The sequence below is a fragment of the Mycobacterium sp. OAS707 genome (genome assembly GCF_014873705.1).
Taxonomy (GTDB): domain Bacteria; phylum Actinomycetota; class Actinomycetes; order Mycobacteriales; family Mycobacteriaceae; genus Mycobacterium.
Window position 1 is genome coordinate 452,569 of the sequence record NZ_JADBDS010000002.1, and the last position, 26,618, is coordinate 479,186.

The following is a 26,618-nucleotide window of genomic DNA, read 5'->3' on the forward strand; positions in this document are numbered from 1 at the left end:
CCTCAGTCGATCTTCAGGTTCGGTCAGGAAGCCAGAGGACGAACACCGCGCCACCACTACCTGGGGGCGGCGATTCACAGGTGACATCGCCACCGTGTGCCCGCGCGATGCCACGGGCGATGCTCAACCCCAGGCCGGCGCCTCGGCTTGTTCGATCCCGAGCGGTGTCGAGTCGGACCAGGCGGTCGAAGATCCGCTCCCGGTCGGCGAGGCGTACGCCTGGTCCCCCATCATGCACGGCGACACGCACACCGCCCGACCGCCGAGAGAGCACGACCCGAACTGTTCCCCCGGCTGGAGTGACGGCGCAGGCGTTGTTCAGTAGATTCGCGACGACCTGGCCAATCCGTGCCGCATCCACGGTCGTCGTGGTCGGTGGACCGTCGCAGAACAACGACAGCTCCGGATGCAGCAACCGGGCTCGCTCGACTTGTTCGGTGGCGATCTTCTGGATGTCGGCGGTGTCGTAGTGCAGGCTCAGGCCGCTGTCGATGCGAGCCATGTCCAACAGGTCGTCGATCAGACGACCGGCGTGGCGCGATTCGCGGCCGAGGACAAGCAACAGCCTCTGCCGAGTCTCGGGATCGGCGTCGACGGGTTGCTGCAGCACAGCCTCCACTGCCGCCCCGATGCCTGCGATCGGGGTGCGCAATTCGTGTGCTGCGTCGGAGACAAACCTGTGCATGCTGTCCCTTGCCGCCAACGCCCGCCGTTCGGCGCCTTCGAGCGCATCCAGCATGTCGTCGAAAGCCGTTGCAGTACGGCCGAGTTCGGTATCGGCCGGGGCAGGCCATAGCCGTTCACCGCGTTGTCCGCCCGCGACACCGCGAGCCAACCGCGTCATGGCGTCCAGCGGAGCCAGTGCGAACTTGGCCACCAACGGCACGATGACAGCAACGGCAACAAGTGCCGCTGCCGCGACGATGAGCAGGACACCCATCACGCGGGCGCGGGCCCCGGCGAGGAGCCGGCCGTCGGTTTCGAGAGTCAGCTGCGAACCGTTCAGCGGGCCACGTGGAGCTGACAGTTCGATGGTGACCTTCCGTGCCGTCTGCTCAATCTGGGCGCGGGCCGGCTGACCCAGGACACGACCGTCGGGCAGCACCAAGCTCGCGCGGACCGAACGTGTCTCGAGCCGATCTATCAACTCCTGCGGGGGCGTGTCGTGGGCGGCGAGTTCGCGCGCATATTGGGCCTGTTCCTTCAGCAGAGCGGTGACGGACCTGTTGACGATGATCGAGAAGGCCCCGTTGACGACGAGGATCAGCGCAACGAGAACAACGACGAACACGGCGATGACCGCGACGGTCACCCGCCGGCGCAGCGACACCGTGCCGAGACCAGAAGCGCGTCGCGCCGTCACGAGGCGCCGTCCCGCAACACATAGCCCATGCCTCGGACGGTGTGCAGCAGCCGTGGACCGTGCGCCTCGAGTTTGCGCCGCAGCGCGCTGATGAAGACTTCGACGAGATTCGGGTCGTAGGCGTCGAAACCCCATACCGCCGAAAGGATTTGTGTCTTGCTGAGGACCGATCCGCGGTGCTCGGCGAAATAGCACAGCAGCTTGAATTCGGTCGCCGTCAGTCCGATGGACACCTGACCGCGTCGCACCGTGACAGCGGCAGGGTCGATCACGAGATCACCGACGGTGAGGGCTGCGGGAATGCGCCCCATCCGTCGCAGCAGGGCATTGACGCGTGCGACGAGCTCGGCGAGGACAAACGGCTTGATGACGTAATCGTCGGCACCCGTTGTCAATCCGCGCAGCCGGTCTTCGACACCGTCGCGCGCGGTGAGCATGATGACCCCTGCGCTGGTTCGCGATCGAACCGTTTCCAGCAAGGCGAAACCGTCACGGCCCGGCAGCATCACGTCGAGAATCACGACGTCGGGCCGAAACTCGTCGAGATGCTGTTCCAGGTGTGCGCCGTCGGGACGCGTCAGGACGTCATGGCCGTCGGTGGCCAGTCCGGACTCCACCGCGATCCTGATCGCTTCCGCGTCCTCGATCAGCAGGACCCTTGTCATGCCCAGAGGCTAGTGCCTAACTGTCGAGGGTCACCGCGACCTTGACGCGGCCTCTCTCGTCCCGGCTGGCGATCGCGTGGCCCGTGCGGTCTTGGCCGTCGAGCTTGAGCAGCGTGATCGGGGCGCCTTCACCGAGGAAGTTGCGCCACCACGTCTTGTTGTCCGGCGACATCACGTTGATGACGATGCCGCGATCGCCGGAGCGCTGGTAGCCGACCGGCGTTTGAATCGTCTTGCCCGAACGACGTCCGACGTAGCGGATGTTGATCAGGCCGCGACGCACGACTGGCCCAACGACGGGCGCGTCGATCAAAGAGACGAACAGCTTGTTGACGATTCCAACGATGGGCGAATCGAAGATTCCAGATGCCATGAGGCCCAGCCTATGTCAGCCGACCTCGGCGGGCACCGGCTGCGTGCGGGCACCGGTGCGCGCTGCACCGATGCCTGCGGCTACCACGAAGCAGATGCCGACGGTGCCCGCCGGGCCGGGGATCTGGTGCAACACGATGAGTCCGACGATCATCGCGAATGCGGGTTCGAGTGCCATCAATGTGCCGAACGCGGCGGTGGTCAGCCGCCTCAACGCCATCAGTTCCAACGCGAACGGCACCACCGGAAGCAGGATCGCCAGGCCGATGCCGATCAGAAGGATGTCCGGTGTGATTCGGGGCAGCACTGCAGGGCCGACGACGATGGTCGCAACCAGACCGGCGACGGGCATCGAGACGGCAAGCGCGTTGATGCCGGAGACCTCATCGCCGGCGCGCTGGGTGAGCAGGATGTAGCCCGCCCAGCAGGCCGCCGCGCCGAGTGCGAACACGACACCGATCGGGTCGACGGTGCCGGCCCACGGTTCGGTCAACAGCACGACGCCGACGGCGGCGAGGCCCGGCCACACAAAGCGGTGGCTGCCTTTGCCATGTGCCACCGCGACGCCGAGCGGGCCGAGGAATTCCAGCGCGCTGGCCGTACCGAGCGGGATGCGATCGACCGCGGCCATGAAGAGCAGCGTGACGGCCGCGGTCACCACGCCGAGCAGCACGCACACGCGGAAGGTGGCCCAGGTGAACGACGCGAATCGCGGCCGGACGATGACGAGCATCAACACGCCGGCCCACGCGAGTCGCAGCCACGCCGCACCCTCGACGCCGATGCGGTCGATCAGCGTCACGGCGATCGCGAGGCCGACCTGGACGCACAGCATCGACCCCATCGCCATCAGGGCGCCGGTGCGGGCTTGAGTCGCGGCCATTCCTGCATTGAACGGGACGGCGACCGTTCACGTCCACTTAATTTTTCTGGACATACCGTTCACAAATCATGAACAATCTCTGGGATGGACACCCGTCGCCTGCAGCTGTTGTTGTCGCTGTCCCGCTTGGGTTCGATGCGGGCGGTCGCCGAGACGCACCACCTCACGACGTCCAGCGTGTCGCAACAGATCGCCGCTCTTGCGAAAGAAACCGGTGCCCAGTTGATCGAGCCGGAGGGACGACGCGTGCGGCTCACCCCGGCGGGGCAGCGATTGGCCGATCACGCCGTGACGATCCTGGCGGCCGTCGACAACGCCCGGCTGGACCTCGATCCCGACGCCGAACCGGCGGGCACCGTACGCGTTGGCGGTTTCGCGACAGGGATTCGCGTTTCGTTGTTGCCGATCGTGCGCGAGATGGCGGCGACCAATCCCCATGTCGAGGTGGCGATCAACGAGTACGAGCCCGTCGAGGCCTTCGAACTACTCGTCGACGACGACCTCGATCTGGCGATTACCTATGACTACAACCTTGCGCCCGCCTCCCCCGACCCTGTGCTGGAAACGCTGCCGCTGTGGTCCACCCCTTGGGGCTTGGGTGTGCAAAGTGCCACGGCAACAAGCGAACTCGCCGATCTCCGCGAGTACGCCGAGGCCACCTGGATTGTCAACTCACGCAACACCGCCGATGAAGACGCGGTACGCACCCTTGCGGCGCTGACTGGATTCACCCCTCGCATCGTCCATCAGATCGACAGTCTCGACCTGGTCGAGGAGTTGATCCTCGACGGGCAAGGGGTGGGCTTCTTACCGGTGAACCGCCCACTGCGCCATGGACTTACCATTCTCGGGCTCTCAGACCCCAACCTGATTCTCACCGCCTACGCTGTCGTGCGACGCGGCCGATCCAATTGGCCACCGCTTCGGACCATTCTCGACCGAATCCGTCCGGGGAGTCCATCACTGCCCCAAGAGGACTGGCCGCGGCCTACCGTGCACCCATAAAACGCTGACGGGATTCGAGTACTCCACTACTCGTGACATCCGGCGTTTCAACAGCTGAGATTGATTCGGTGTCGAATCAAAGTCGGGGGACACGATGTCGGTAGTACATGCAAGTAACGGATCTCTTTCGGTAAACGCCTATCGCGGTGACGCCAAGACACTGCTGGCTTTCGACGTCACCGATGCCGCACGCGAACATCTTGCGGGCTTCACGATCCTTGTGACACCACCAGGAGGCGATCCGTTCTACGTCTGGAACACGTTGCGCTTCGCCAAACCTGGCAACCACGCGCAGGATCGGAACGAGCCCGCCAACTCGAGCGTCAACGCACCGATCCACAAGTTCCGCTGGGTGCACGTCCCAGGACAAGCGCACCAGGGCTTGTCCCCGGCGTTCGGCACCTACCAATACACAGTGACTCCGCGCTACTTCGTCGACCGGAAGATGACGGCTCTGGACAACTCCCTCAGCTTGTCCGTCGACGTCGACGTCGCGCCTTTCGTCGCCGGCAATCTCCAAGTCGCGTTCACCCGCGGGTTCACGCAGTCGCAGGCCTTCGTTCGTCACTTTGGCATCAAGGCGCCAATTCAGCCGAAGAATGCCGACCTACTCTTCGACACCACGCAACAAGCGGGCACCAACGACAAGGGCGAACACTTCACATTCGCCCAGGAGTACGACTGGCTTGGCTTCACCGCACGCAAGTGCATCATCGATCTGCTGCAAGAAGTCGTCGACGACATCACGTTGACCCTCGATGTGTTCGCCTACGACCTCGGCGAGCCCGACGTGATGAAGCTGCTCATCCAACTGGGAGCCGACAATCGCGCACGGATCATCCTCGACAACGCGGCGCTGCATCACAATGCGGACAACACAAAGCGCGAGGACCAGTTCGAGCAGAGGTTCGCCGCAGCGGCCGGCGCCGGCGCGATCAAGCGCGGCAAATTCAGCCGCTACGCCCACGACAAGGTGTTCATCCTGTCCGATGCCACAGGCCCGAGGAAGGTTCTTACCGGATCCACCAATTTCTCGGTCACAGGCCTGTACGTCAACTCCAACCATGTCATGGTTTTCGACGACGGCGATGTGGCCGGCACCTACGCCGACGTATTCCAAGAGGCGTGGAATGACAACGTACGCATCGCGTTTGCCGATTCTCAATGGGCGCAGCGCCCATTCGAGTTCGGTGGTCCCGGTCGATCAATACCTCAGACATCCATCACGTTCTCGCCACATCGCCTGCCTGTCGCACAACAAATCATCGATGGCCTCGTCGAGCGCGTGGACGAGGAAGGCCAGCAGAACCCCGAAGTCGGGAGCGTGTTGTTCGCGGTCATGGAACTGCAATTCGACGACAAGACATCAAACCCCGTCTATGAAGCCCTCAACAGCATCCACACCAACCAGTCGATCTTCAGTTTCGGCATATCCGATTCGCCTCAGGGGATTTCGCTGTACCCGGTAGGTAGCAAAGAGGGTGTCCTGGTCACAGGCAAACCGGTACGCACGCAACTTCCGAAGCCGTTCAGTCAGGTACCAGGAGTCGGCGCTGGCCATCAGGTCCATCACAAGTTCGTGGTGTGCGGCTTCAACGGTCCGAACCCCGTCGTCTACTGCGGGTCATCGAATCTGGCTCTCAAAGGCGAGCAGGTCAACGGCGATAATCTCGTGGCCATCGCCGATGGTGAGGTAGCGACAGCGTTCGCGATCGAGGCATTGCTGCTCGTCGACCACTTCAACTTCCTCGACACGTTGTCGAAGGCGCCCAAAGCACCCACTGCCGCGGTGGCGGCGGCGGCCCCAGAGGCAGCCGCAGAGAAGGCTGAATGGTTCCTCGGTACGACCGACGCCTGGACCAACAAGTTCTTCGATCCCAACGATTTACACTTCGTCGATCGGGAGCTCTTCGCGCGGGCTTAGTCGTGTTTCGCTTCGTAGCGCAGCAGCACCGTGCCGCCCGGAAAGGTGCGGTTCTCCAACAGTCGCAGCGAGATCCATGACGGCAATGTCGGGAAGAACGGGATGCCGCCGCCGACGGCGGTGGGCGCCACCACGATCCGGTACTCGTCCACCAGCCCGGCCTGCACGATCGGTGCGGCCAGCGTCGCGCCCGCCACCTCCAACCTGCCGTCGGTTTCGGCCTTCAGCTTCGTCACCACTTCGACCGGGTCCCCGCGTTCCAGGCGGGAGTTCCAGTCGACGGACTGCAGGGTGCGCGAGAACACCACCTTTGGCATATCGCGCCAGACGTGGGCGAAGTCGACGATCAGCGGGGTGGCGTCCGGGGCCTTGTCGGCGGTCGGCCAGTACGCGGACATCAGTTCGTAGAGCCGTCGCCCGTAGAATGCCAGGGCGGTCTCCCGCTCGAAGTCATTCCAGTACTGGTGCAGTTCGTCGCTCGGTTCCGACCAGTCGATGCTGCCTTGTGCGTCGGCGATGTACCCGTCCACCGACACGTTGAAGCCATAGATGAGTCTGCCCATGCAGATCAGACTGCACCGGAAGGCAAAACTCATCGCGACGCCACAAGGGATATCGTCAATTCTCGTTTCGTAACCTCGGGCAATACCTCTTCACATGTGGAGGACATTGACGATCACATCTGCCTGCCTGAGCTTTCTGACGCTGGCCGCCGTGGCGCCACCCAGCGTCGCCGCCGCCCCATCCGGTTTCTCCAACTTCGGCAACGCGCAGGACACAATCAGCGCCCTGCAGGCCAAGGGGTACAACGTGATTCTGAACGGAGCTGCCGTCTACCCGTTGTCGGGCTGCAAGGTAACCGGGGTTGAGGGCCTCAACAATTCCAACATCGATTCATCGGGTTCGCGTATCGATCCGACACGGTTCGACACTGTATACGTCGATATCTCCTGCCGGGGCGGCTGATCGGCAATCGCGCTGTCCCCCAGGAAGATTGACAGCCCGCCGACGCGTGGCGCCACCGGCGGTGACCACCGCTATCCGGATTGGCACACCATCTATACGGACAACGCCGCGTGGGTGTATCGGATGTTGTTCACCTATGTCGGCAATCAACCCGACGCCGAGGACCTGACCGCCGAGGTGTTTCTGCGAGTGCTCAAACCGCTGCGGGTGACCGCGAGGATCACAGAGGTTCGCGGTTACCTGCGCGCCACGACACGCACGGTTCTGGCCGCGTATTGGCGCGACACGATGCGCTGCGCAACCACGTCGCTCGATGAGTTGGCCGACCAGCCCGACGTGGGCGAACAAAGCGTCGATACTGCTTTCGAACGAGCCCATCTGGTGCTCCAGGCACTGCCCGCGAACTACCGGCTGATCTTGGAACTCAGGTTCTTGCAGGGCCGTTCGATCAAGGACGCCGCCAGTCAGATGGGCGTCAGCGTCGGCAACGCCAAAGTGCTGCAACATCGCGCGCTGCGTCGAGCTGCGGCAATCAAGACGACGTGTAACCCGTGCACCTATCTCTAGAACGTGAAGGTCATACTCCGGCTCGCCGCTGCGAGCATCCTGCTGATCACGTCCTGCGCCGGCCATGCGTCCGACGCCACGCCAAGCCCGGCGCCAGTCACATTTCAGTCGGGCATGACACCAGGCATGTCCGGCATGACGCCCGGCATGCCCGGCATGCAGACACCACCACCCGCGCCGTCAGCGACCGCCCCTGCGAGCCCGGCGCCCCAGGGCGGAACAGCGGTGAACATCAGCGACTTCAAGTTCAATCCCGCAACGCTGACAGTGCCGGTCGGCACGACCGTGACCTGGACGAACCAAGACGAGGAGCCTCACACCGTGGCAGCCAAGGACGGCTCGTTTCACTCGCCAGGAATGGACACCCACGCCACCTACAGCTTCACCTTCACCACGCCAGGCTCTTATGACTACATCTGCTCGATCCATCCGTTCATGACCGGCACTGTGATGGTGACCAAATGAGCACCGAACATGATCCCACCGGCATGACCAGGCGTCAGCTCATCAGACACAGTGCATGGTTCGGCGCCGCAGTGGTTCTGACGGTCGCCGGCGGCGAAGTGATCTCACACATCGCCGGATCCGCGGACGCCGCACAGACTGCCAAGCCCGCCCTGCGATTCGCCCAAATCAGTGACAGCCACATCGGATTCAACGGTCCCGCGAACCCGAACGTCGCCGACACCTTCAACCAAGCCATCGGCCAGATCAACGGCCTCGGCTTCACACCGGATTTCGTCATCCACACCGGCGACCTGACCCACCTGGCGACGCCGGCGCAATTCGATCAGGTCAAGCAGATGCTGACCGATCTGAACACCCCACACGTCTTCACCGTCCCCGGCGAGCACGACTCGACAGATGATGCGGGACAGAAGTATCGCCAGGTGTTCGGCGCAGGCACTCGAGGCGACGGCTGGTACAGCTTCGACATCGCCGGCGTGCACCTCATCGGCCTCGTGAACACACTCAATTTGAAGAAGCTCGGGCATCTGGGCGCCGATCAACTCGAGTTCATCGAGAAGGATGTGGCCGGGCTGTCCAACGACACCCCGATCGTGGTGTTCAGCCACATCCCACTGTTCGCCATGTATCCCGACTGGGGGTGGGGCACCGACGATGCGGCACAAGCGTTGAGCTACCTCAAGCGCTTCTCCTCGGTCACCTGCCTCAATGGCCATGTGCACCAACTGTTTTCCAAAACGGAGGGCAATGTCACCTTTTACAGTGCGACCACAACGGCATATCCGCTGCCCGCGCCGGGCCAGGGTCCCGCGCCTAAACCGATGACGCTGCCCGCAGGAAAACTGCACGATGCCCTTGGCATCCGCGAGGTGAGTTACACCAAGGGCCAGCAGGCCCTCGCCCTGAAGGATGAGAAGCTCACATGACCGTCACCGACCTGGCCACCAGAATTGCACTGAGCGCGTCGCTAGCGGCCAGCGGCGTCGTGCACGCATATCTCTATGTCGACGGCTACCGCGGCATCCCGACGGTCGGCCCGGCATTTCTGCTGCAGGGCAGTGCCTTCTGCGCGCTGGCCGTATTGATTCTTGTCGGCGGACCGGCATGGCTGCGGTTGGCCGCGGCCATCGGTGCGGCAGGTTCGCTGGTTGCGTTCGCGCTGTCACGAACCGCTGGCCTCTTCGGCTTCACCGAAACAGGTTGGCAGCCAGCCCCCTACGCGATGATCAGTGTGGTCGCCGAGGTTCTCACCATCCTGCTCGTCGCTGCTGGCGCGTTGCGACGGCCGGCCGCCGACCGGCTACCCGCGTGAGCGGCTAGGAGGTCGATACCTCTTTCCGCTGGACTACGCGCTCGACGTCGCCGCGGCGGACGTTCACGGTGAAACGCTTCTCTCCCCAACCCGTGGCGAGAGCGAAGAAAACTGTCTTCGGTTTGCCAAGCACCGTGGTAGCTTCCACGGTTCCGACGGTGCCAGCTGGCACTTCGGGGACGTTCATGCCTTCGATCTGTCGTCGGGCGATGATGGAATCGCCTTTGCGATAGCGAATTTCAGTTACCTCCGCACTTGTCCGACCTCAAATGCTTGGGCTGAGCGAGTACCCGCTCGTGATCATGTTGTCAACATCGGCAGCGATGACGCAACCGATTTCTCAGCTTGCGGCCGCCGCCATCGACCGGCCCGGCGTCCGCACTGCGAGCATGCCGACAAGTCCGGCCGCCAACACCACACACAACCCGCCCATGCCGGCGCGGTCGCTGTCGAATACATCGATGAAGGTCGAAAACAACCATGGCGCAAGAAAAGACACGGCGCGACCGGTGGTAGTGAACAAACCGAACGCCACGCCCTCTTTGCCGTCGGCGGTCATCCGTAGCATCAGCGTGCGCGCCGAGGCCTGCACCGGGCCGATGAACAGGCACAGCAGCAGGCCGCACACCCAGAACGCCGCCGCGCCAGACAACGCCAGCAGCGTGAGCGCAACGGTGATCATCGCGATCAACGAACCGACAATCATCAGCTTGGAACCGAGCCTGTCGTCGAGCAGACCACCGAACACCGCGCCGACAGCAGCAATGATGCTGGCGCCGATACCGAACAACAGCACATTCGCGGCCGAGATGCCGTAGACCTTCACCCCCAGCACCGCACCGAACGTCGCCACCCCCGTCAGCCCGTCGCGGAACACCGCGCTGGCGAGCAGGTAGTAAACGACGTTGCGGTCGCGCCGCCATTCGCCGGTGATCTCGGACCACAGCGCGCGATATGCACCGAGGAAGCCCACGCGGGCCTTGGGCTCACCGGGTTCGGGCGCGGGCACGACGATGAACACCGGGAATGCGAACACGGCAAACCACACGGCCGCCAACAACACCGCTGCGCGCACATTCTGTCCGTCGTCACCAGGCAAGCCCAGCAGACCGTGGGTGTCGCCGTCACCGGAGATGAAGCCGAAATAGACGATCACCAGGAGGACGACACTGCCCAAAAAGCCCATGGCCAAACCGAATCCAGAGATCCGCCCAGGGCTGTCAGCCGTCGACACTTGTCGCAGCATCGCGTTGTACGGCACGGTCGCCAGGTCATTGCACGCCGCGGTGCAAGCCAGCAGCGCCAGGCCGGGCAGCAAGTAACGGTAGTCGTCGCGGATCAGGCTCATCGACGCCGTCATCAACACGACCGCGCCCGTCAACAGCGCGAGCACACGCTTGCGTCGCCAAGGGGCGTCGACCCAGACACCGGTCACCGGGGCCAACACGGCGACGACCAGACCCGCGAGAGCCAACGTCCGCCCCAGCCAACTGGCGGGACTCGTCTCGCCCGGCAGGTCATGACCGACACTGCTGGTCAGGTAGACCGAGAACACGAATGTCACCACGATGGCATTCACGCCCGTCGCGCCGAAGTCCCACAGCGCCCACGAGACTTGCGATCGCCGCCGGGTCGGCGCGGCCGACCGCGGATCGCTCATGACCGCCCACCATATACAGGCCGGGCGGAGACGGGGTCAGGCCGCGTCGAAGCGACTGCGGGTATCGACCGACCAGAGATGACCACAGTCGGGGCACTGCAGATGGACAAGTGTGCCCTCATTGCTCAGCAGGTACTGCCAATGCGTTGCGCAATTGCGGTCGCTACCGCAGTCACCACAACCGGCCGCGTGGTCGCAGCCGGGACAAGGAAGCCACGCCCGTCGCGAACTGTCGGCGGTCGGGTCAATCGGCAACACGATCCACCGCCCGATCGGGCAGCACACCTGCGCTGACCAGTTCGTCGTAGATGCGCTGCTGGTCTTCGTCGAGGCCGGAGTACAGCATGTCGTACGCCTTCTCTTCCTCTGCGAGCACTGCGATCGGGTCCCAGTCGTCCCCAATGGCCTCGAGTACGGCGGCGCGCCGTCGGGCCTCATCCAGCGTGAGGTCGTAAGAGAAATCCAAGTCGCGCATCGCGGTAGCGTTCCCGACGATCGTTGCCTTAGGCAATGATCTGGATCACAGCGCCGCCAAACACCGCTTCTGCCTGCGCAGATAGCCATCGTCATCCTGATCACAGAGTGGGACCTCTGTGTCCGAAATGAAAGGCCAGCCGAACGTCACTGTCCCAGCGTCAGCGGCTGGGCCGCGCGGTACTGCTCGAGCACCTGCGGCGCCGGGTCCGCGGTGTAGGACGCGGTCACGCCGACCGACCACGCGGGCGGCGAAGCCTGCTGCGACAGCGCCCACGCGGCCTGCCTGGCCGCGCCGAGCGCGACGTACTCGGCGGGCGTCGGCACATGCACCGGCGCCCCCAGAATCGCCGGCGCAATGCGCCGCACCGCCTCAGAACGCGCTCCCCCGCCGATCAGCAGGATGCGCTGCACATCGACACCATGCGCCGCGATCTTGTCGATGCAGTAGGCCATAGACGCGAGTAAACCCTCGACGGCTGCCCGAGCAATGTTGGCAGGCAACAGGTTACGAGTCGTCATGCCGTGCAGCGCGCCCGATGCGCCGGGGAGGTTCGGCGAGCGTTCGCCCTCCAGATACGGCACCAAGGTGAGGCCCTCTGCACCGACCGGCGCCGACAAGGCCAGCCGGTCCAGCTCGTCGAAGTCGACGCCGAGCATCGTGGTGACTGCAGCCAGCACGGGCGCGCCGTTGAGGGTGCACACCAGCGGCAGCTGCCGTCCAGTCGCGTCGGCAAAGCCGGCGACGATGCCGTCCCGGTCATGGGGTGCAGCCTCGCCCACCGCGCTGACCACTCCGGAAGTGCCGAGCGAGACGATGCAATCCCCTGTGCCGGCACCGAGGCCCAGCGCAGCCGCGGCGTTGTCGCCCGCTCCGGCGCCGAGCGCCGCGCCCGTCGACGTCTGTCCGGCGACGTCTCGGGGACCCAGCACCGCGGGCAGCGCGGGCCGTCGCCCCCGCATCGCCAACTCGAGCAGATCGGGCTGATAGCTGTCGGTCTCCGACGAGAAGTAGCCCGTGCCGCTGGCGTCGCTGCGATCGGTGCGCAGCGTGGCGATGTCCGTGGACCCGCTCAGCCGCCAGGTCAGCCAGTCGTGCGGCAGGCAGACAGCCGCGGTCGCGTCTGCGTGCGCAGACTCGTGGTCGGAGAGCCAGCGCAGTTTCGTCGCCGTGATGGCCGCGACCGGCACGACGCCGATCCGCTTGGCCCATTCGCCCGGGCCACCGAGTTCGTCGACGAGGTCGGCTGCCGCGTCGCTGGATCGAGTGTCGTTCCACAGCAACGCGTCTCGCACGACCTCGCCTGTGTCGTCGAGGCACACCATGCCGTGCTGTTGCGCGCCGACCGACACCGCCGCCACGTCGTCGAGGCCGCCGGCTGCACCGATACTCGCTTCCAATGCGGACCACCACAGCCGGGGGTCGATCTCGGTGCCGTCCGGGTGAGGTGAGGACGCCGATCGCACGATCTCTCCGGTATCGGCGTCACAGACGATCACCTTGCAGGACTGGGTGGACGAGTCGACGCCCGCAACGAGTGCCACGCCTGCGAAGCTACCCCGATGAGTTGGGCAGTGACGTGATGTCGTTGACGATGACCGACCCCAGGCTGGCAGAACTCGCTGCTGCGCTACGCCGTTTGATGTCAAACTTGCGATGTGGAGGACATCGAGCATCCCGAAGCCCAGAAATGGGATCGGGATCGAGATGAGACGGAAGCACAACGGCTGGACCGCAATTGGTCGAGCCTGCTTCAGGAGTTGCGGGTGGCCCAGACCGGGGTCCAATTGCTCACCGGGTTCCTGCTGACGCTGCCCTTCCAGCAGCGGTTCAGCCAGCTCGACGGCGTGATGCGCACGGTCTTCCTCGTGACATTCGGCTGCTCGGTCGGTGCCACCGTTTTGCTGGTGGCACCGGCCAGCATGCATCGGCTGCTGTTTCGCCGTCATCGCCTGAAGACGTTGGTGTCCGCCGCACACACCTACGCAATGGCCGGACTGCTGCTCCTGGGGGTGGCGCTCGGCGGGGTGGCTGTCGTCATCTTCGACGCCGTGCTGGGCGCGACGGAGGCGTGGATCGCGGGCGGCGTGACACTGCTGGCCGTGGCGGCGTTCTGGTACGCGATGCCACTGATCGGACGGCGGGACGACGACAACCGCTACTGACGTTTGCGTCATGGGGGCCGGGGGAACACAGCGCTCATGTTGATTCGACGAATTGCGCGCCCGATGTTGTCAGCGGTCTTCATCAGCCGCGGCGTCGATGCGCTCCGTAGCCCTAAACCAGCGGCCGACGCGGCCCGTCCCACCCTCGAAGGTCTGAGCAAGCTGCCCGATCCTGTCGGTACCAATATTCCGTCCAACGCTGAGACGGTCGCCCGCGTCAACGCCGCGGTGCAGATCGGCGGCGGGCTGCTGCTTGCCAGTGGCAAGCTGCCGCGTCTGGCGTCTGCCGCGCTGGCTTTCACGGTGATACCGGGAAGCCTTGGTGCGCATACCTTCTGGGGTGAGGCCGATCCGCATCGCAAGGCCGACGAACGTCGCGCGTTCTTCACCGACGTCAGCTTGATCGGCGGGTTGATCATCGCCGCCGTCGACACCGAGGGCAAACCGTCGCTCGGTTGGCGCGGTCGCCGCGCCGCGCGCAAGGTGTCCGAGGCCGTCGGCGCCGCCCTTCCCGTCGGCGCCGCGACGGGTGGTGCGTTGGCTGACAGCGCGCTCGCGGAAAAGGTGGGCCACGGTTTGGCGGTTGGCGCCGAGCGTGGCCGCGAACTGGCACACGTCGCCCGCGAACGCGGGGCGGAATGGGCCGAGGTCGCCCGGGAGCGCGCACCCGTGTTGGCCGAGGCGGCCCGCGAGCGCGGCGCAGAGTTGGCGGAAATCGCGCGCGAGCGCGCACCCGTGTTGGCCGAGGCGGCCCGCGAACGGGGTGCCGAGTGGGCGGACATTGCGCGTGAGCGTGCGCCCGAAATCGCCGAGGTGGCCCGCGATCGCGCCGGCGACTTCGCCGACACCGCGCGCACTCAGGTCAAGCAGCAACGACGGCGCTGGAGCTGACCCCAATGTCGTTGCGCGGCTGTTGAGATCGGGCCGCGCCGAACCGCTGGCGACCGCGCATTCGAGCGGTACATTTGCCGCATGACAAGTGGTGAGTACGGCGAACTCGGGAGCTATCCACCGCCAGGCGGCCAGGAGCCCGGCGGCGTCGTTGTGCGGGTTGGTGCACGGGTAGTCGACGGCATCGTCGTCAACATCGTCGCTGTCTTGCTTGCCCTCGCCGCAGGCTCACTTTCGAGCTATTGGGTCACCGGCCTGTTCTCCGGCCTGCTGATGTTCCTCTACTTCTTGGTGTTCGAGGCCGCCCAGGGTTGGACGCTCGGCAAGAAACTGCTCGGCCTGCGCGTCCACGGCCCAGGCGGGTCACCGAAACCAGACTTCCAACAGTCGGCGGTTCGCAACGTCTGGACGCTGTTGCCGATCATTCCGATCATCGGCGGCTTCCTGCTGTTCGTCGCTATCGTCGTGATAATTCTGACCGCCAACAGCAGCCCGACCAAACAGGGCAAGCACGACGAACTCGCGGGCGGCACCCAGGTCGTCAAAGGCTAGCTTGTCTCGTGAGCAGACGCCCGCGCTAGCGCGTCATATGAAGATGCCGAGAACCAGCACCAGCACCAGGCCCGTGACCGACAGCACGGTTTCCATGATCGACCAGGACTTGATGGTCTGACCCACGCTCATTCCGAAGAACTCCTTCACGAGCCAGAAGCCGGCGTCGTTGACGTGGGAGAAGAACAGCGAGCCGGCGCCGACCGCGAGCACGACCAATGACACCTGGCCGGTGCTCATGCCTTCCACCAGGCCCAGCATCAGCGACGACGCCGTGATGGTCGCGACTGTCGCGGAACCTGTTGCGAGCCGGATCAATACGGCCAGCACCCAGGCGAGGAGAATCGCCGAGACCCCGGTGCCCTTTGCCCAGTCCGCGAGCATGGTGCCGATACCGGTGTCCACCAGGACCTGCTTGAATCCGCCGCCGGCGGCGACGATCAGGATGATGCCCGCGACCGGAGGCAGCGAAGTCTCAAGGCATTTGACGATCTGATCGCGCGTCATCGCGGCCCCGCGGCCCAGCGTGAAGATGCCAACCACAACCGCGATCAACAACGCCACGAGCGGACGGCCGAGAATGTCGAAGGTCTGGCGCAGCAGATTGCCTTTGTCGTCGACGAAGATGTCGACCAACGCCTTACCCATCATCAAGCCGACCGGCAGAAGAACCGAAAACATAGTGATGCCGAAGCTGGGCCGTTGGCGCGCAACGCGGGTCGCGGTTTGGGTCGTCGCGCCCTCCCCCTCTGCGACGTCGGCAGCGGTAACCACTGAGCCACCGCCGTTGCTGGCGAAATCATCGGCCTCGAACCGATCAGGTACGTCGATGACCACCCAGCGCCCCGCCAGCCTGCCGAACAACGGGCCCGCCACGATGACCGTCGGGATTGCAACGAGCACACCGAGCGCCAGCGTGACGCCCAAATCGGCCTTCAGCAGGTCGATCGCGGTCAGCGGTCCTGGGTGCGGCGGCACCAGCCCGTGCATCGCGGAAAGCCCTGCCAGCGCGGGGATTCCGACGGTAATGAGGGAGAGCTGCGAACGCTTTGCGACCAAATAGATGACCGGCATCAGTAGCACCAGGCCGATCTCGAAGAACATCGGCAAACCAATGATGGCCCCCACCAAGGCCATTGCCCACGGCAGCGCGCGCGGCGAAGCGTGCCCCACGATGCTGTCGACTATCTCGTCGGCACCGCCGGAATCAGCGAGCAGCTTGGCGAACATCGCGCCAAGCGCGATCAGGATGCCCACTCCCGCCGCCGTGGTACCGAACCCGTCGCCGAAAGAGTCGAGCACATCTCCGACGTTCTCGCCCGCGACGATGCCGACGGTGATGGCGCCGAAAATCAATGCGAGGAAGGGATGCAGCTTGGCGATCGTGATCAGCACGACGATCAGCGCAATGCCGGCCAGCGCCGCGAGGATCAGCTGCCAGCCCGAGGCGACGGGTTCTGGCAGCTTGGTGTCGGCCGCCAGGACGGTGAGTGCGGGGGTCATCGGTTCTCCTGTTCGGTTGTGCGCGTGGCGGATAACGCGACGTAGTTGTCGACGATGGAATCGATGTTCTGGTCGACATCGATGGCGATGCCGCGTTCGTCGGCCTCGAGTGGTTCGAGTGTGGAAAATTGCGATGCCAGCAGAGAGGGCGGCATGAAGTGTCCGGGACGGCTGGCCTGCCGCTTGCCGATGACCTCGGGCGTTCCGGCCAGATGCAGGAATTCGACGTCGGTGCAATGGCGGCGCAACTGGTCACGGTATTTCCGCTTCAGCGCCGAGCAACTCATCACCCCGCCGTCGGCGCAATGCTCGGCGAGCCACTGCCCGATCGCCTCGAGCCACGGATAGCGATCGTCGTCGTCGAGCGGTTCACCGGCCGTCATCTTGGCGATGTTCGCAGGCGGATGAAAGTCATCGGCGTCCGCGAACGGCACCCGCAGGCGCTGCGCCAACGCCGCTCCGACGGTCGACTTACCTGAGCCAGAAACGCCCATGACGACGATTGGTGACGCCATCCCCTCCACCTACCCAGTTGTGCTTGCCGTCACACAGGATGCCTCAATGGTCATACGATTGCAACTCTGCAGCGCAATCATATGGTTTTAATAACGTCAGCAAACCTATGACAAGATGTATGCGTGACCAGCGAAGCAAACGTCGGCGCTCTGCACGGCAACTTGCTGACCGCGCTGGGCACGGCGATCGTTTCGGGCGACTGCCCACCCGGCCAGGTGCTCACGCTCGACGGCGTCAGCGCGCGGCACGGTGTGTCGCGAAGCGTCGCCCGTGAGGCGATCCGCGTGCTGGAGTCCATGGGCATGGTCGAGTCGCGCCGCCGGGTAGGCATCACGATTCAGCCGGCTCACAAGTGGAACGTCTTCGACCCCCGCCTGATCCGATGGCGGCTCGAGGCGGGTGATCGCGCCGCCCAGCTCGTTTCGCTTTCGGAGTTGCGGCGCGGTTTCGAGCCGGCAGCCGCCGCGCTTGCCGCCCGGCGCGCCGACCCGCATCAGTGTCGGATCATGGCGGCCGCGGTTTCGGACATGGTCGTGCACGGCCGCTCGGGTGACCTCGAGTCATATCTGTTGGCGGACAAGATCTTTCACCAGACCCTGCTGGAAGCCAGTGGCAACGAGATGTTTCGGGCGCTCAACGGGGTCGTAGCCGAGGTGTTGGCAGGGCGCACCCACCACGGAATGATGCCCGACCAACCGAATCCCGCTGCCATCGAGCTGCACGACCAGGTGGCTCGCGCGGTCCGCCTCCGAGACGAGGACGGCGCCGAACGCGCCATGCGGGCGATCATCGACGAAGCGGTATCGGCTGTGGCCGAAGAGTTTTCGGAACAGCCCTAGGGGCGCGGCGCGTAGCTGTACTTGATGCTGCCGCCGCTGACCGTCGTGACCGTCAAGGTGAACTGGGTACTTTCTGAGCCGGTGACAACCGTACATTCGACGGTGTTGCCCGGCTTGCCCTCGAGGTTTCCGGTGCACTCGACTCGATCGGGCCTGCGTCCTGATTGCTGCTCGAATTCGTCGAGCAGTGAACTCGCGACCTCCTCTTTGGTCAGCACCGGCACCACGTCGAAGTTCATCATCAAACCCTCGACGCTGCTCACTTCGACGGTGCGTCGCAGTTTGAGTCCGCCCGAGTCCACGTCGCAATGTGCGGTCGAGCCGACCTTGCCCTGCAGGCCCGATTCACATGACACCGAGGCGACCGGAGCGTGTGACGCGTCTGCGACGAGGCGTGAGACCGCCTTTTCGAGTTGCTCTTTGGAAAGCGCCGGGCTCATCTCGTAGTTGATCGTGTCCCCGTCGATGCTGATGACCGTGACGACCGGTTCGAAGCTGTTCGTCGGGCTCATCACCACCTCGCAGCGGGCCGTCTTGCCGACCTCGCCGATCAGGTCGTCCTTACACGTCACCGACTGTGGTCGTTGACCGGCCTTCTCCAGCCGACTGGCGACGTCGGCTTGCAGGGCGTCTTTGCCGACCGCAGGCTTGCCGCCCAGCCCGGCGTTCGCGTCGCAGCCCGAGACCAGCGCCCACACGGTTGCCAAGGCGCCAAGGGCTGGAATCACCGTATGCAATGGCCGCCTCCTGGACCGTTGCTGGTGTGCGCCCACTGGGCGATTGCAGGGACCATAGCAAGCTGGCTGGCGGCGTGATGGTTAACTGCAGAAGTGGCCAGACAACCTTCGCTCGCACGCCGCTTCTTTGATCGTTTCGAACCGGTACATGCAGTCACATATTTCTCGCCGGAAGCGCGAACGGCCCTCGACGGGCTGGGATTTCGCGGTTTCTGGATGGGTTACTTCGCCGCTCGGTCCGCGCCGTTCGGGGTGGTGTCACCACAGGTTGTCACCGCCGCGTTCTACAACTTCACTCCCGAGCGCGTCGCGAAGTCGTTGCTCTCGGCATGGGAGGTCTCGTCGCCGGCCGACGCACTGCGCGTCCGCGAGGAGTCCGCGGTAGAGGCGTTGCGCCGCTACGGCGTTACCGATGACGAGGCCGCGGCCGCAGCCGAACTGGCAGAGAAGGCCGCCCGCGGTGCGCCGCTCGACGGGCGGCCGTTGTTCGCGGCGAATGCGGCGCTGGAGTGGCCGGCCGACCCCGTTGCCAGGCTGTGGCATGCGGTCACGCACCTGCGCGAACACCGCGGCGACGGGCACATCGCGGTGCTTGTGGCACTTGGAGTGTCAGGGCGGGAGTGCAACGTGCTGCACGCCGCTGCGGGCCGGGTACCCACGGAGATGATCATGCGCGGCCGCGACTACGACGAGCAGCAGTGGGCGCACTACCGCGGGCTGCTGGCTGGCCGCGGGCTACTCGACGGCGACGGCGCGCTCACCGACGCTGGCCGAGAACTCAAGCAGCGCATCGAGGACAACACGGATCAGCTGGCGCTTTCGGCGCTCGAGGCGCTTGACGACGACGAGGTCGAACGGCTGTTCCAGGCGCTCACACCGATCACTCGGAAGGTGGTGGCTGCCGGCGACGTTCCCGCCGCGACGCCCATGGGACTCGGCCGTGACGATCTTGACGACAACAGCGCCCACCTCTCCTAGCGCGACGCCCCCTTTCCGCCGAGCGTGCGTGTCTGAACACTGACACGCCGCATTTTGGGTACATGTTGCGCACGCTCGCGGCACATTGAGAGACGTGATCGTGCTCAAGTCCGTCGCCCTTTTCGTTCTCGCCGCGCTGCTCGAGATCGGCGGCGCGTGGCTGGTCTGGCAAGGCGTGCGTGAGCATCGCGGATGGTTGTGGGCCGGTGCGGGCGTCATCGCGCTCGGCGCCTACGGGTTTGTCGCCGCGTTCCAGCCTGATGCCAACTTCGGACGAGTGCTGGCAGCGTATGGCGGGGTGTTCATCGCAGGCTCGCTGATCTGGGGAATGGTCGCCGACGGATTCCGGCCGGATCGATGGGACATCGCGGGAGCCGTTGTAAGCCTGATCGGCGTTGGCCTGCTGATGTACGCTCCCCGCTGATGCGGATCATCGTCACCGGCGCCAACAGCGGAGTCGGGAAAGCAACCGCCGCGTCGTTGGCCAAGGACGGCCACAGCGTGGTGATCGCCTGTCGAAACCTGGAAAAGGGCGAGCGGGCGGCCGCCGAAATGTCGGGCGACGTCGAAGTGGCTGAACTTGACCTAGCCGATCTTTCGAGTGTCCGGTCGTTCGCCGACTCGGTGGAATCCGTTGATGTGCTTGTGAACAACGCCGGTGTGATGAATCTGCCGCTGACGCGCACCACTGACGGCTTCGAGGCGCACATGGGCACCAACCATTTGGGTCATTTCGCGTTGACATGTCTGCTCGGCGACAAGATCACCGGCCGTGTCGTCTCGGTGGCGAGCGCTATGTACCACTTCGCGCGTATTCATTTCGACGACTTGAATTGGCACAGCCGGAAGTACTCGCGGACGGCGGCGTACTCGGAGTCGAAGTTGGCCAACCTACTGTTCGTGCGCGGACTCGTGGCCCGCGGCGTACGCGCATACGCGACGGATCCGGGTATGACCGACACCGGCATCACCCGAGGCATCGCGGCCGCTATGCCGGTCGCCGAACCGGTTACGGTGTGGCGTTTCTTGCACACTGCCGAGCAGGGCGCGCGGGCAAGCCTTCAGGCGGTGACGACCGATCTGCCAAGCGGGACGTATCTGGCGCCGAGGTTCAACCAGTGGGGTAAGCCGCGCGTCACGCACTTGCGCAAGAAGGCCCGCGATCCGGTAGCAGCCCGCCGGCTGTGGGAGCTGTCGGCCGACCTGACCGGTTGCGACTGGCCGAGCTGATTGCCGCGGAACGCTAGTGCTGGTTGCGGTTCCATTCCACCCAGCCGACGCCGCTGCGGCCGTCGTCAGTGGTGACCATCGCCCAGGCCCGCGGGAAGTGGCTGATCCGCCCGTCGGGGGCGGTGAGCAGCACGGGGGCGTGCCCGCGAATATCGACCGTAGCGGTCAAGTCGCCATAGGCGATCGTGGTCGCGGTCGGTAAGTCGTTGTCGCCGAACGTCTCCCGCGCCGTGACAGCCTGTAGTTCGGCAAGCGGCCGGCCGGGCTGTTGTACGTACCCGATGCCGAACGGCGGCGCGCCGGGAATGCGAATGTCCACGCCGTGCAGGTGCGTGCCGTCGTCGAGATGTAGTGCGCTCCACACCCAGTCCATTGCCCACCAATCGCGGACGCCCCACGAGTGGTCGCGCTGGGCGGGAACCGCGCGTACGGACACCTCGCTGCCGTCGACGATGAACGTCCCGGACACCGTGCAGGGAATCTCATACCGCGGCGTGATCCGGTACAGGTACGGCGTGCCCGCTGTCGTCCAGCCCAGATCGATCGCAACCTCGACGGGTCGGCCTGCCTCACCTCGCAGTAGCGCCGCCGGATCGTCGTATGCCTGCCCCTGTCCCCGCACCTGCACCTGGTAGGTACGCAGGGGGTCCGTCGCGACGAGCCTCAACTCATAGCCGTCGCCTCGTACCGCCGCCGGATCCTCAGGCAGCGCCGCCTCGAAATCGTTGATTGCCACAGTCGCCATGTCAGGACCGCACAGCAATGCGTTGACCCACGCCGTCTGCTGGTTGGGATACAGCCCAAGCCTGATCCAGCCGCCGACACCCTGATCCACGTCGGCGAAGTCGAAGTACCAACTCTCGTTCCAGAACGGTTCGTCGGTGCCCTCGTGCGGGCCCTCGTCGGCCGTCTCGGGTGTAAGCGGTTGCACCACAACAGGTTCGGGAAGGTTTGCCAGCGCATCACAGTCGAGCACATGCTGGCAGTGACGCTCCAGCATGACCATGAACATGTCGTCGCCGCGCTCGGTTCGTGCAACGAGCATGGACGAGACGATCGCCATCATGACGCCGAAGAAGCTCTGCCGCCGCACCCCTTCGCGCACGTCGTCGAGGCTGATCAAGGCGCCGAGCCTGTCGTGGTAGGCGCGCAACAGCGCGTCATAGTGATCGCGGCGCGGCTCGTCGGACAGCGCACATCCGAGGAAGTAAGCCACATCGGTCATGGCCGGGCCCCATGCCACCGTCTGCCAGTCCACCACGGTCAGCGGACGGTCGGCGCCCTGCTCACCGAACAGCATGTTGTCCAGCCGATAGTCGCCGTGCACCAGTCCGTGCGGCCGCTCGGGAGCGGATTCGCTTGCGACGTATGCGTCGAAGCTTGCGACCAGCCGCTCACACACGTCGCGATGCGCTGGAGCGATGCGGTCACGATATCGGTCGACGAATCCCGCATACAATTGGGCGATCAGCGCCTGGTTCATCGGGGACTGGCGATTGAGCCAGTCTGCTTTGGCCATTGCCGCATCGCCGAGCAGCGGCGCATGCACCCGGCCCAACTCTGACAGCGCCAGCTTGGCCTGTTCGACTGTCGCTCCGCGGATTTCGTCGCCGACGACGGCCGGGCCGGCATCGCCCAACAGCAGGTGAAACGCGCCGGTGTCGGTGTTGAAGGCCGCGTGATGGCATGGCGCGATCGGCCCGTCGATGCCCGGTGCGATATCGGTGTAGAACCGCACCTCTCGTTCGTACAGACCAAGAGCGAGGCCCGTCTGCCTGCTCACCGCGTCGGTGGCGGCGACCTTGAGCACCACTGACTTTGGGCCGTCGGCGCCATCGGCGTAGGACAGTGCTACGCGGTAGCACTCGCTCATCTGGCCCGTACCGATGCGCTCGAACGCGAAATCGCTCACCGGCACCCCGAGTGCGGTGGTCAGCCATTCGGCCGTCAGATCGGCGGGCCGCTCCACCACGTCAGTGGTGTGCACTGGTCGCCGATGTGTGAGATCCGGCCACGTCCAGTGCCGGGTTGCGGTCGAAGAACCCGAATGGCTTGAGCCAGAACGACACCACGTCGACCGGCATCACCGGCCAGTCCTCTGGCCGGGTGATGTGATGGATGCCGAAGACGTACCACATCACCACATCGGTGTTCTCGATCGACCGGTTTGCCAGCGTCCACCGGCCCAGCCCGTTGTCTTTCTTGGACTGGTTCACGAATTCGCCTGCAGGCCAGCGCTCGTCGGGGCAGTTCGGCGTCACCCACAGCGTGTGGCCGATCACGCTCGCACGTTCCAGAAGCGGTGATTCGGGATCGAACATCGGCGGAATCGCTCCGCTGGGGACCAATTTGTACGACGGGTGGGTGCCCAGACCGTTGACCACGTTGGTGTTGACCACCTTCCAGCAGCGTTGTGTCGCGAAGTTCACGTCCTGCTTCGCCTGGCTCTCGGTGCGCAGCGGCACATTGCGCACGACGAGCGAAAGTCCGTGCGGGTTATCGGGACCGACCGCTTCCGCGTGCGACTCGGTCATGTAGACGGTGTTGTCGCAGCCATCGATGTCCATGTCGAGGCGTGCGACTAAAAAGTGTTGATGGAACGGCGCATACGTGCGCTCGTCAATCAGGGTGCCGTTCGGATGCGCCTGCCCGGGTGCCAGCGGCGTGGTCACCATGATGCCGGTGGCCCGCACCTCGCATTCGATGTTGCCGTCCTGGTGTAGCCGCCAGTACACCAGGTATTCGTAGTTGGCGACGGTGACGTGAAACGAGATCGTCAGCCGACGCATCCGGCGCACCTCGGCGCCGATGTCGTGGTCGACGTGCTTCCACAGCACCGCGGCGTCTTCCTCGTGGATGCAGATCGCATTGGCGATCGTGTAGGGCTCGCCCTTGCTGTTGTGCAAAACCGCGTCCAGGTAACGGATCTCGCCAAGACAGTCGCAGCCGAGCTCCAACGAGGTGGTCATGAAGCCAAGGCCCCACTCGCCGATGTCGAAGGCGGTGCGCCGGTAATGATCGACCGACGGATCGCGGTAGGGCACGATCATCTCCGCGAACGACAAACGATGTGCCACTGAGCGATTCCGGTCGCCGTCGCGGTAGCGAACGGTGTGCAGCGTCATCCCCTCGCGGTGGTTGAAGCCGATGCGCAGCGACCAGTTCTGCCACTGCAGTTGGTGGCCGTCCAAGGTGAACGACGGCCCGTCTGGCTGGGCGATGTGCAACGGTTTGAGTGGATCGCGGCGCGATGCCGACCGAATGTGGTCCGGTATATGGCTCGGCACGTATTCGCCCATCACGCGGGGTCTCTCGACGCCGGTCTGAGAGAAAGGACCGGAGTCCTCGACCCGCAGCAGCTCCATCGAATTGAGATCGATCACGCAGTGCAGCCCGCTGATCAGGTTCGCGTACGGGTTGGCGCCGGGCACCGCCTTGAGCCAGGTGTCCGACCAGCCGAGCCGCCGGTCGCGCCACTGCGGCGGGGCCACGGCGTCGCCGAACGTCCACGTGTCGAAGAATACGAGGTCCATCTCGGTGATACCGCGTTTGGCCAGCGCCGCAATCAGGTCAGGATGGCTACGCAGCAACTGGTCGCACTCCACGAACTCATCGACGGTGAAGTTGGCCTGCACACCGGGAATGTGTTCGAACGATTCGACGCGGTTGTCGGTCAACGACACGAGGCTCTTGTACGTGGCGTTGACCGACCGCTGCAGACAGATCACCTCGGCCCGTCGCGCCGGAGGCGGCCCCCCGTCGTCGAACGACGTCAGTTCGGTCTTGCTCGGTTCGGCCAACTCGATCGACGCGTACCGCCAGCCGTCACCGACGCCGTGTTCGCGCTGCAGGATCGACGCGACCGCCAGAAACTCTTCGCCAGTGAGCGGATCCAGTGGATGAGCCACGGGATTACGCAATCACACCGGCGTCACGCCGCGCAGCCAATTCGGTGACGGCCTCAGCCCGTTGCCAGCGAGAAGCCTTCCCATGCCTGCCTGCGGTCGGCGTGTGGGTCGTATTCGACGTGGGGCCGCCGATCCAGCACCATCACCGCCCGGTCCTCGCTGTTGTATGCCGGCCAGTCCTGTCCCGGGACTCCGGTACGGGCGAAGGCACGCCAGCGGGTCTGCACGTCGTCGCTGACCCGCAACGTCGTCCGCCGGTCGGCCGCCGCCGTCAGCAGCCTGCCGAATGTCGTGCGGTAGACGTCGAACACCGCCAACAACTCGGTGGCGTGCGTCGCGCCGAACCCCGACCAGCGCAGCGTGCGCGGCGCGTAGTCGTAGCGGTAGAGGTAGGTCGGCGCGTGGCAGCTGTGCGCCTCGGCGATCTGCCACGCCGCCGAGCCGAATGCGAAGTCGCTGCCGAACTGAATGCATGCCGCAGGATTCGGGTAGCCCGGGTATGCGGCGGTAATGCGTTCGCGCTCACCGGGTTCCACCGCCGCCAACAGGCGCTCGATCGTCGGCTCGGTCATCGGCAGGAGATTCAGGAAACGGCCGAACAACCTGGCCTCCTCGGCATTGGTGCCGACGATGAGCGGCACGCGATGCGCGGTGCCCGCCCTCATCGCCTCGACCGGATCCAGCGGCAAGTATTCGGTCCCGCGAGTGGGCCCGGCGGCAAACGCGCCGAGCATCTCGCGCTGCCCCTGCCGCACCAGCTGCTCGAACGCGTTGACCAGGTCCGCCGGTCGCGCCGCCATCACCGCGCTGGCGCCGTCCTCCCTCCCCGCGCCCAGCAGCGAAGCGAACTTCGTTGCGTATTCCGCTGCGATCTCTGGGGAACGCACCATTCCCGCGGCCGGGCTCTCCGAAATCGCCTGGGCGAAAAGGCCTTTGGCGGCGGGCACCGCCAGCAGCGTGGCGACGGCGTGTGCGCCTGCGCTCTCGCCGAAGATCGTCACGTTGCCGGGGTCGCCGCCGAACACCTCGATGTTGTCGTGCACCCAGCGCAGCGCCATCACCAGGTCACGCAGGAACAGGTTGTCGTCGATGGTGATGTTCTGGTCGGACAGCGACGACAAGTCCAGACAGCCCAGCGCGTTGAGGCGGTAGTTCACCGAGACATACACACAACCCTTGCGCGCCAGCGCTGCGCCGTCGTAGACCGGTGTCGCCGAACTGCCCATGAAGTAGCCGCCGCCGTGAATGAACACCATGACCGGTAACGGCTGATCCGAAGGACGCTTGGGCGTGACGACGTTGAGCGTCAAACAGTCCTCACCCATCGGCTGGTATTTGCCGGGAGCGACCATCGTGTACATGCGTTGCTGCGGCGAGCAGTAGCCGAATCCGTGGCAGTACCGCACGCCCCGCCACGGCTCCACGGGCTGGGGCGCACGCAGACGCAGCGGCCCCACCGGCGGGCGCGCATACGGTATGGACCGCCACCGATTCACGCCGTCGCGGGTGAAGCCCTCGACCGTGCCCGACTCGATGGTTGCGCGGACAACATGCTCGTGCATGACTTCGACGGTATCGAAAGAGCCTCGCCGCCGCGCCTGGCCAGCGATTGCGTGTCGGGCCGCTAGCCTTGGCCGTT

General features: G+C 65.0%; 28 protein-coding genes. 14 read left to right on the forward strand and 14 right to left on the reverse strand.

Annotated features, from left to right (window positions below; all coding sequences use genetic code 11):
* Positions 1–13: 13 nt before the first annotated feature.
* From GGC64_RS12995 to GGC64_RS13010, 4 genes are read right to left on the reverse strand one after another with little or no spacing between them, the layout of a single operon-like run.
* Positions 14–1,363: a HAMP domain-containing sensor histidine kinase gene (locus GGC64_RS12995; protein WP_192722924.1), complete on the reverse strand. Its 1,350-nt coding sequence runs from the start codon at positions 1,361–1,363 to the stop codon at positions 14–16.
* The gene (locus GGC64_RS13000; protein ID WP_192722925.1) at positions 1,360–2,028 is read right to left on the reverse strand and encodes a response regulator transcription factor; all 669 of its coding nucleotides are present in this window, start codon (positions 2,026–2,028) and stop codon (positions 1,360–1,362) included. The genes GGC64_RS12995 and GGC64_RS13000 overlap by 4 nt, the downstream gene beginning before the upstream one ends.
* A gap of 16 nt (positions 2,029–2,044) precedes the next feature.
* On the reverse strand, positions 2,045–2,401 hold the full coding sequence (locus tag GGC64_RS13005) for a nitroreductase/quinone reductase family protein (protein WP_192722926.1): 357 nt from the start codon (positions 2,399–2,401) through the stop codon (positions 2,045–2,047).
* A gap of 15 nt (positions 2,402–2,416) precedes the next feature.
* The gene (locus tag GGC64_RS13010; protein WP_192722927.1) at positions 2,417–3,283 is read right to left on the reverse strand and encodes a DMT family transporter; all 867 of its coding nucleotides are present in this window, start codon (positions 3,281–3,283) and stop codon (positions 2,417–2,419) included.
* An 84-nt stretch (positions 3,284–3,367) separates the two neighbouring features.
* On the opposite strand from GGC64_RS13010, the gene GGC64_RS13015 reads away from it, so the two are divergent.
* Positions 3,368–4,288 carry a LysR family transcriptional regulator gene (locus tag GGC64_RS13015; RefSeq protein WP_192722928.1) on the forward strand — a complete coding sequence of 307 codons (921 nt, stop codon included), beginning with the start codon at positions 3,368–3,370 and terminating at the stop codon, positions 4,286–4,288.
* A 94-nt stretch (positions 4,289–4,382) separates the two neighbouring features.
* Positions 4,383–6,212 carry a phospholipase D-like domain-containing protein gene (locus tag GGC64_RS13020; protein ID WP_192722929.1) on the forward strand — a complete coding sequence of 610 codons (1,830 nt, stop codon included), beginning with the start codon at positions 4,383–4,385 and terminating at the stop codon, positions 6,210–6,212.
* On the opposite strand, the gene GGC64_RS13025 is transcribed toward GGC64_RS13020, so the two are convergent.
* Complete coding sequence (locus GGC64_RS13025; protein WP_192722930.1) at positions 6,209–6,775, reverse strand: dihydrofolate reductase family protein; 567 nt, start codon at positions 6,773–6,775, stop codon at positions 6,209–6,211. The two genes, GGC64_RS13020 and GGC64_RS13025, sit on opposite strands and share 4 nt — an antisense overlap.
* 106 nt (positions 6,776–6,881) lie before the next feature.
* Between GGC64_RS13025 and GGC64_RS13030 the strand changes: the two genes are divergently transcribed.
* The 5 genes from GGC64_RS13030 to GGC64_RS13050 are packed head-to-tail and all read left to right on the forward strand — an operon-like array spanning position 6,882 to position 9,525.
* Complete coding sequence (locus GGC64_RS13030; protein WP_225951724.1) at positions 6,882–7,178, forward strand: hypothetical protein; 297 nt, start codon at positions 6,882–6,884, stop codon at positions 7,176–7,178.
* A gap of 6 nt (positions 7,179–7,184) precedes the next feature.
* A complete protein-coding gene (locus tag GGC64_RS13035; RefSeq protein ID WP_370582166.1) occupies positions 7,185–7,745 on the forward strand; it encodes an RNA polymerase sigma factor in 561 nt (186 codons plus the stop codon).
* Between the two features lie 3 nt (positions 7,746–7,748).
* Complete coding sequence (locus GGC64_RS13040; protein ID WP_192722933.1) at positions 7,749–8,210, forward strand: cupredoxin family copper-binding protein; 462 nt, start codon at positions 7,749–7,751, stop codon at positions 8,208–8,210.
* Positions 8,207–9,139, forward strand: a complete 933-nt coding sequence (locus tag GGC64_RS13045; RefSeq protein WP_192722934.1) for a metallophosphoesterase — start codon at positions 8,207–8,209, stop codon at positions 9,137–9,139. Before GGC64_RS13040 ends, GGC64_RS13045 begins: the two co-directional genes overlap by 4 nt.
* Positions 9,136–9,525 carry a hypothetical protein gene (locus GGC64_RS13050; protein ID WP_192722935.1) on the forward strand — a complete coding sequence of 130 codons (390 nt, stop codon included), beginning with the start codon at positions 9,136–9,138 and terminating at the stop codon, positions 9,523–9,525. Before GGC64_RS13045 ends, GGC64_RS13050 begins: the two co-directional genes overlap by 4 nt.
* A gap of 340 nt (positions 9,526–9,865) precedes the next feature.
* On the opposite strand, the gene GGC64_RS13055 is transcribed toward GGC64_RS13050, so the two are convergent.
* From GGC64_RS13055 to xylB, 3 genes are all read right to left on the reverse strand, one after another.
* The gene (locus tag GGC64_RS13055; RefSeq protein WP_192722936.1) at positions 9,866–11,185 is read right to left on the reverse strand and encodes an MFS transporter; all 1,320 of its coding nucleotides are present in this window, start codon (positions 11,183–11,185) and stop codon (positions 9,866–9,868) included.
* Between the two features lie 244 nt (positions 11,186–11,429).
* Entirely contained in the window at positions 11,430–11,660 is a 231-nt protein-coding gene (locus tag GGC64_RS13060) for a DUF6400 family protein (RefSeq protein ID WP_192722937.1), read from the reverse strand.
* Positions 11,661–11,806: 146 nt separating this feature from the next.
* Entirely contained in the window at positions 11,807–13,204 is a 1,398-nt protein-coding gene (gene xylB / locus GGC64_RS13065) for a xylulokinase (protein ID WP_192722938.1), read from the reverse strand.
* A 114-nt stretch (positions 13,205–13,318) separates the two neighbouring features.
* Between xylB and GGC64_RS13070 the strand changes: the two genes are divergently transcribed.
* From GGC64_RS13070 to GGC64_RS13080, 3 genes are all read left to right on the forward strand, one after another.
* Positions 13,319–13,825: a DUF6328 family protein gene (locus GGC64_RS13070; protein ID WP_192722939.1), complete on the forward strand. Its 507-nt coding sequence runs from the start codon at positions 13,319–13,321 to the stop codon at positions 13,823–13,825.
* A gap of 36 nt (positions 13,826–13,861) precedes the next feature.
* Positions 13,862–14,716 carry a DoxX family membrane protein gene (locus tag GGC64_RS13075; RefSeq protein ID WP_192722940.1) on the forward strand — a complete coding sequence of 285 codons (855 nt, stop codon included), beginning with the start codon at positions 13,862–13,864 and terminating at the stop codon, positions 14,714–14,716.
* 81 nt (positions 14,717–14,797) lie between these two features.
* The gene (locus GGC64_RS13080; protein ID WP_192722941.1) at positions 14,798–15,268 is read left to right on the forward strand and encodes an RDD family protein; all 471 of its coding nucleotides are present in this window, start codon (positions 14,798–14,800) and stop codon (positions 15,266–15,268) included.
* 33 nt (positions 15,269–15,301) lie between these two features.
* On the opposite strand, the gene GGC64_RS13085 is transcribed toward GGC64_RS13080, so the two are convergent.
* Positions 15,302–16,771 (reverse strand): GntP family permease, encoded by a 1,470-nt coding sequence (locus GGC64_RS13085; RefSeq protein ID WP_192722942.1) that lies wholly within the window; start codon positions 16,769–16,771, stop codon positions 15,302–15,304.
* Positions 16,768–17,286 (reverse strand): gluconokinase, encoded by a 519-nt coding sequence (locus tag GGC64_RS13090; protein WP_192722943.1) that lies wholly within the window; start codon positions 17,284–17,286, stop codon positions 16,768–16,770. Before GGC64_RS13090 ends, GGC64_RS13085 begins: the two co-directional genes overlap by 4 nt.
* A 123-nt stretch (positions 17,287–17,409) precedes the next feature.
* Here GGC64_RS13090 and GGC64_RS13095 point away from each other — a divergent pair, with 123 nt between their 5' ends.
* Positions 17,410–18,126: an FCD domain-containing protein gene (locus tag GGC64_RS13095; RefSeq protein ID WP_192722944.1), complete on the forward strand. Its 717-nt coding sequence runs from the start codon at positions 17,410–17,412 to the stop codon at positions 18,124–18,126.
* Here GGC64_RS13095 and GGC64_RS13100 read toward each other — a convergent pair.
* On the reverse strand, positions 18,123–18,824 hold the full coding sequence (locus tag GGC64_RS13100) for a DUF4333 domain-containing protein (RefSeq protein WP_370582167.1): 702 nt from the start codon (positions 18,822–18,824) through the stop codon (positions 18,123–18,125). The two genes, GGC64_RS13095 and GGC64_RS13100, sit on opposite strands and share 4 nt — an antisense overlap.
* Positions 18,825–18,956: 132 nt before the next feature.
* Between GGC64_RS13100 and GGC64_RS13105 the strand changes: the two genes are divergently transcribed.
* From GGC64_RS13105 to GGC64_RS13115, 3 genes are all read left to right on the forward strand, one after another.
* The gene (locus GGC64_RS13105) at positions 18,957–19,841 is read left to right on the forward strand and encodes a hypothetical protein (protein ID WP_192722946.1); all 885 of its coding nucleotides are present in this window, start codon (positions 18,957–18,959) and stop codon (positions 19,839–19,841) included.
* 97 nt (positions 19,842–19,938) lie between these two features.
* Entirely contained in the window at positions 19,939–20,265 is a 327-nt protein-coding gene (locus GGC64_RS13110; protein ID WP_192723863.1) for a YnfA family protein, read from the forward strand.
* Positions 20,265–21,071 (forward strand): SDR family NAD(P)-dependent oxidoreductase, encoded by an 807-nt coding sequence (locus tag GGC64_RS13115; protein WP_192722947.1) that lies wholly within the window; start codon positions 20,265–20,267, stop codon positions 21,069–21,071. Before GGC64_RS13110 ends, GGC64_RS13115 begins: the two co-directional genes overlap by 1 nt.
* Positions 21,072–21,084: 13 nt before the next feature.
* On the opposite strand, the gene GGC64_RS13120 is transcribed toward GGC64_RS13115, so the two are convergent.
* From GGC64_RS13120 to GGC64_RS13130, 3 genes are read right to left on the reverse strand one after another with little or no spacing between them, the layout of a single operon-like run.
* The gene (locus GGC64_RS13120) at positions 21,085–23,058 is read right to left on the reverse strand and encodes a phosphotransferase (protein WP_192722948.1); all 1,974 of its coding nucleotides are present in this window, start codon (positions 23,056–23,058) and stop codon (positions 21,085–21,087) included.
* Positions 23,045–24,979, reverse strand: coding sequence for a primary-amine oxidase (locus GGC64_RS13125; protein ID WP_192722949.1), 1,935 nt, complete (start codon positions 24,977–24,979; stop codon positions 23,045–23,047). Before GGC64_RS13125 ends, GGC64_RS13120 begins: the two co-directional genes overlap by 14 nt.
* A 53-nt stretch (positions 24,980–25,032) precedes the next feature.
* Positions 25,033–26,541 carry a carboxylesterase/lipase family protein gene (locus GGC64_RS13130; RefSeq protein ID WP_192722950.1) on the reverse strand — a complete coding sequence of 503 codons (1,509 nt, stop codon included), beginning with the start codon at positions 26,539–26,541 and terminating at the stop codon, positions 25,033–25,035.
* Positions 26,542–26,618: the final 77 nt, after the last annotated feature.

Excerpts from the sequence above, each read along its gene's own strand:
- GGC64_RS13060 (WP_192722937.1), bottom strand. The coding sequence starts at position 11,660 with ATGCGCGACTTGGATTTCTCTTACGACCTCACGCTGGATGAGGCCCGA.
- GGC64_RS13085 (WP_192722942.1), bottom strand. The coding sequence starts at position 16,771 with ATGACCCCCGCACTCACCGTCCTGGCGGCCGACACCAAGCTGCCAGAA.
- GGC64_RS13015 (WP_192722928.1), top strand. The coding sequence starts at position 3,368 with ATGGACACCCGTCGCCTGCAGCTGTTGTTGTCGCTGTCCCGCTTGGGT.
- GGC64_RS13080 (WP_192722941.1), top strand. The coding sequence starts at position 14,798 with ATGACAAGTGGTGAGTACGGCGAACTCGGGAGCTATCCACCGCCAGGC.
- GGC64_RS13000 (WP_192722925.1), bottom strand. The coding sequence starts at position 2,028 with ATGACAAGGGTCCTGCTGATCGAGGACGCGGAAGCGATCAGGATCGCG.
- GGC64_RS13045 (WP_192722934.1), top strand. The coding sequence starts at position 8,207 with ATGAGCACCGAACATGATCCCACCGGCATGACCAGGCGTCAGCTCATC.
- GGC64_RS13055 (WP_192722936.1), bottom strand. The coding sequence starts at position 11,185 with ATGAGCGATCCGCGGTCGGCCGCGCCGACCCGGCGGCGATCGCAAGTC.
- GGC64_RS13005 (WP_192722926.1), bottom strand. The coding sequence starts at position 2,401 with ATGGCATCTGGAATCTTCGATTCGCCCATCGTTGGAATCGTCAACAAG.
- GGC64_RS13090 (WP_192722943.1), bottom strand. The coding sequence starts at position 17,286 with ATGGCGTCACCAATCGTCGTCATGGGCGTTTCTGGCTCAGGTAAGTCG.
- GGC64_RS13025 (WP_192722930.1), bottom strand. The coding sequence starts at position 6,775 with ATGGGCAGACTCATCTATGGCTTCAACGTGTCGGTGGACGGGTACATC.
- GGC64_RS13010 (WP_192722927.1), bottom strand. The coding sequence starts at position 3,283 with ATGGCCGCGACTCAAGCCCGCACCGGCGCCCTGATGGCGATGGGGTCG.
- GGC64_RS13075 (WP_192722940.1), top strand. The coding sequence starts at position 13,862 with ATGTTGATTCGACGAATTGCGCGCCCGATGTTGTCAGCGGTCTTCATC.
- GGC64_RS13020 (WP_192722929.1), top strand. The coding sequence starts at position 4,383 with ATGTCGGTAGTACATGCAAGTAACGGATCTCTTTCGGTAAACGCCTAT.
- GGC64_RS13130 (WP_192722950.1), bottom strand. The coding sequence starts at position 26,541 with ATGCACGAGCATGTTGTCCGCGCAACCATCGAGTCGGGCACGGTCGAG.
- GGC64_RS13050 (WP_192722935.1), top strand. The coding sequence starts at position 9,136 with ATGACCGTCACCGACCTGGCCACCAGAATTGCACTGAGCGCGTCGCTA.
- GGC64_RS13115 (WP_192722947.1), top strand. The coding sequence starts at position 20,265 with ATGCGGATCATCGTCACCGGCGCCAACAGCGGAGTCGGGAAAGCAACC.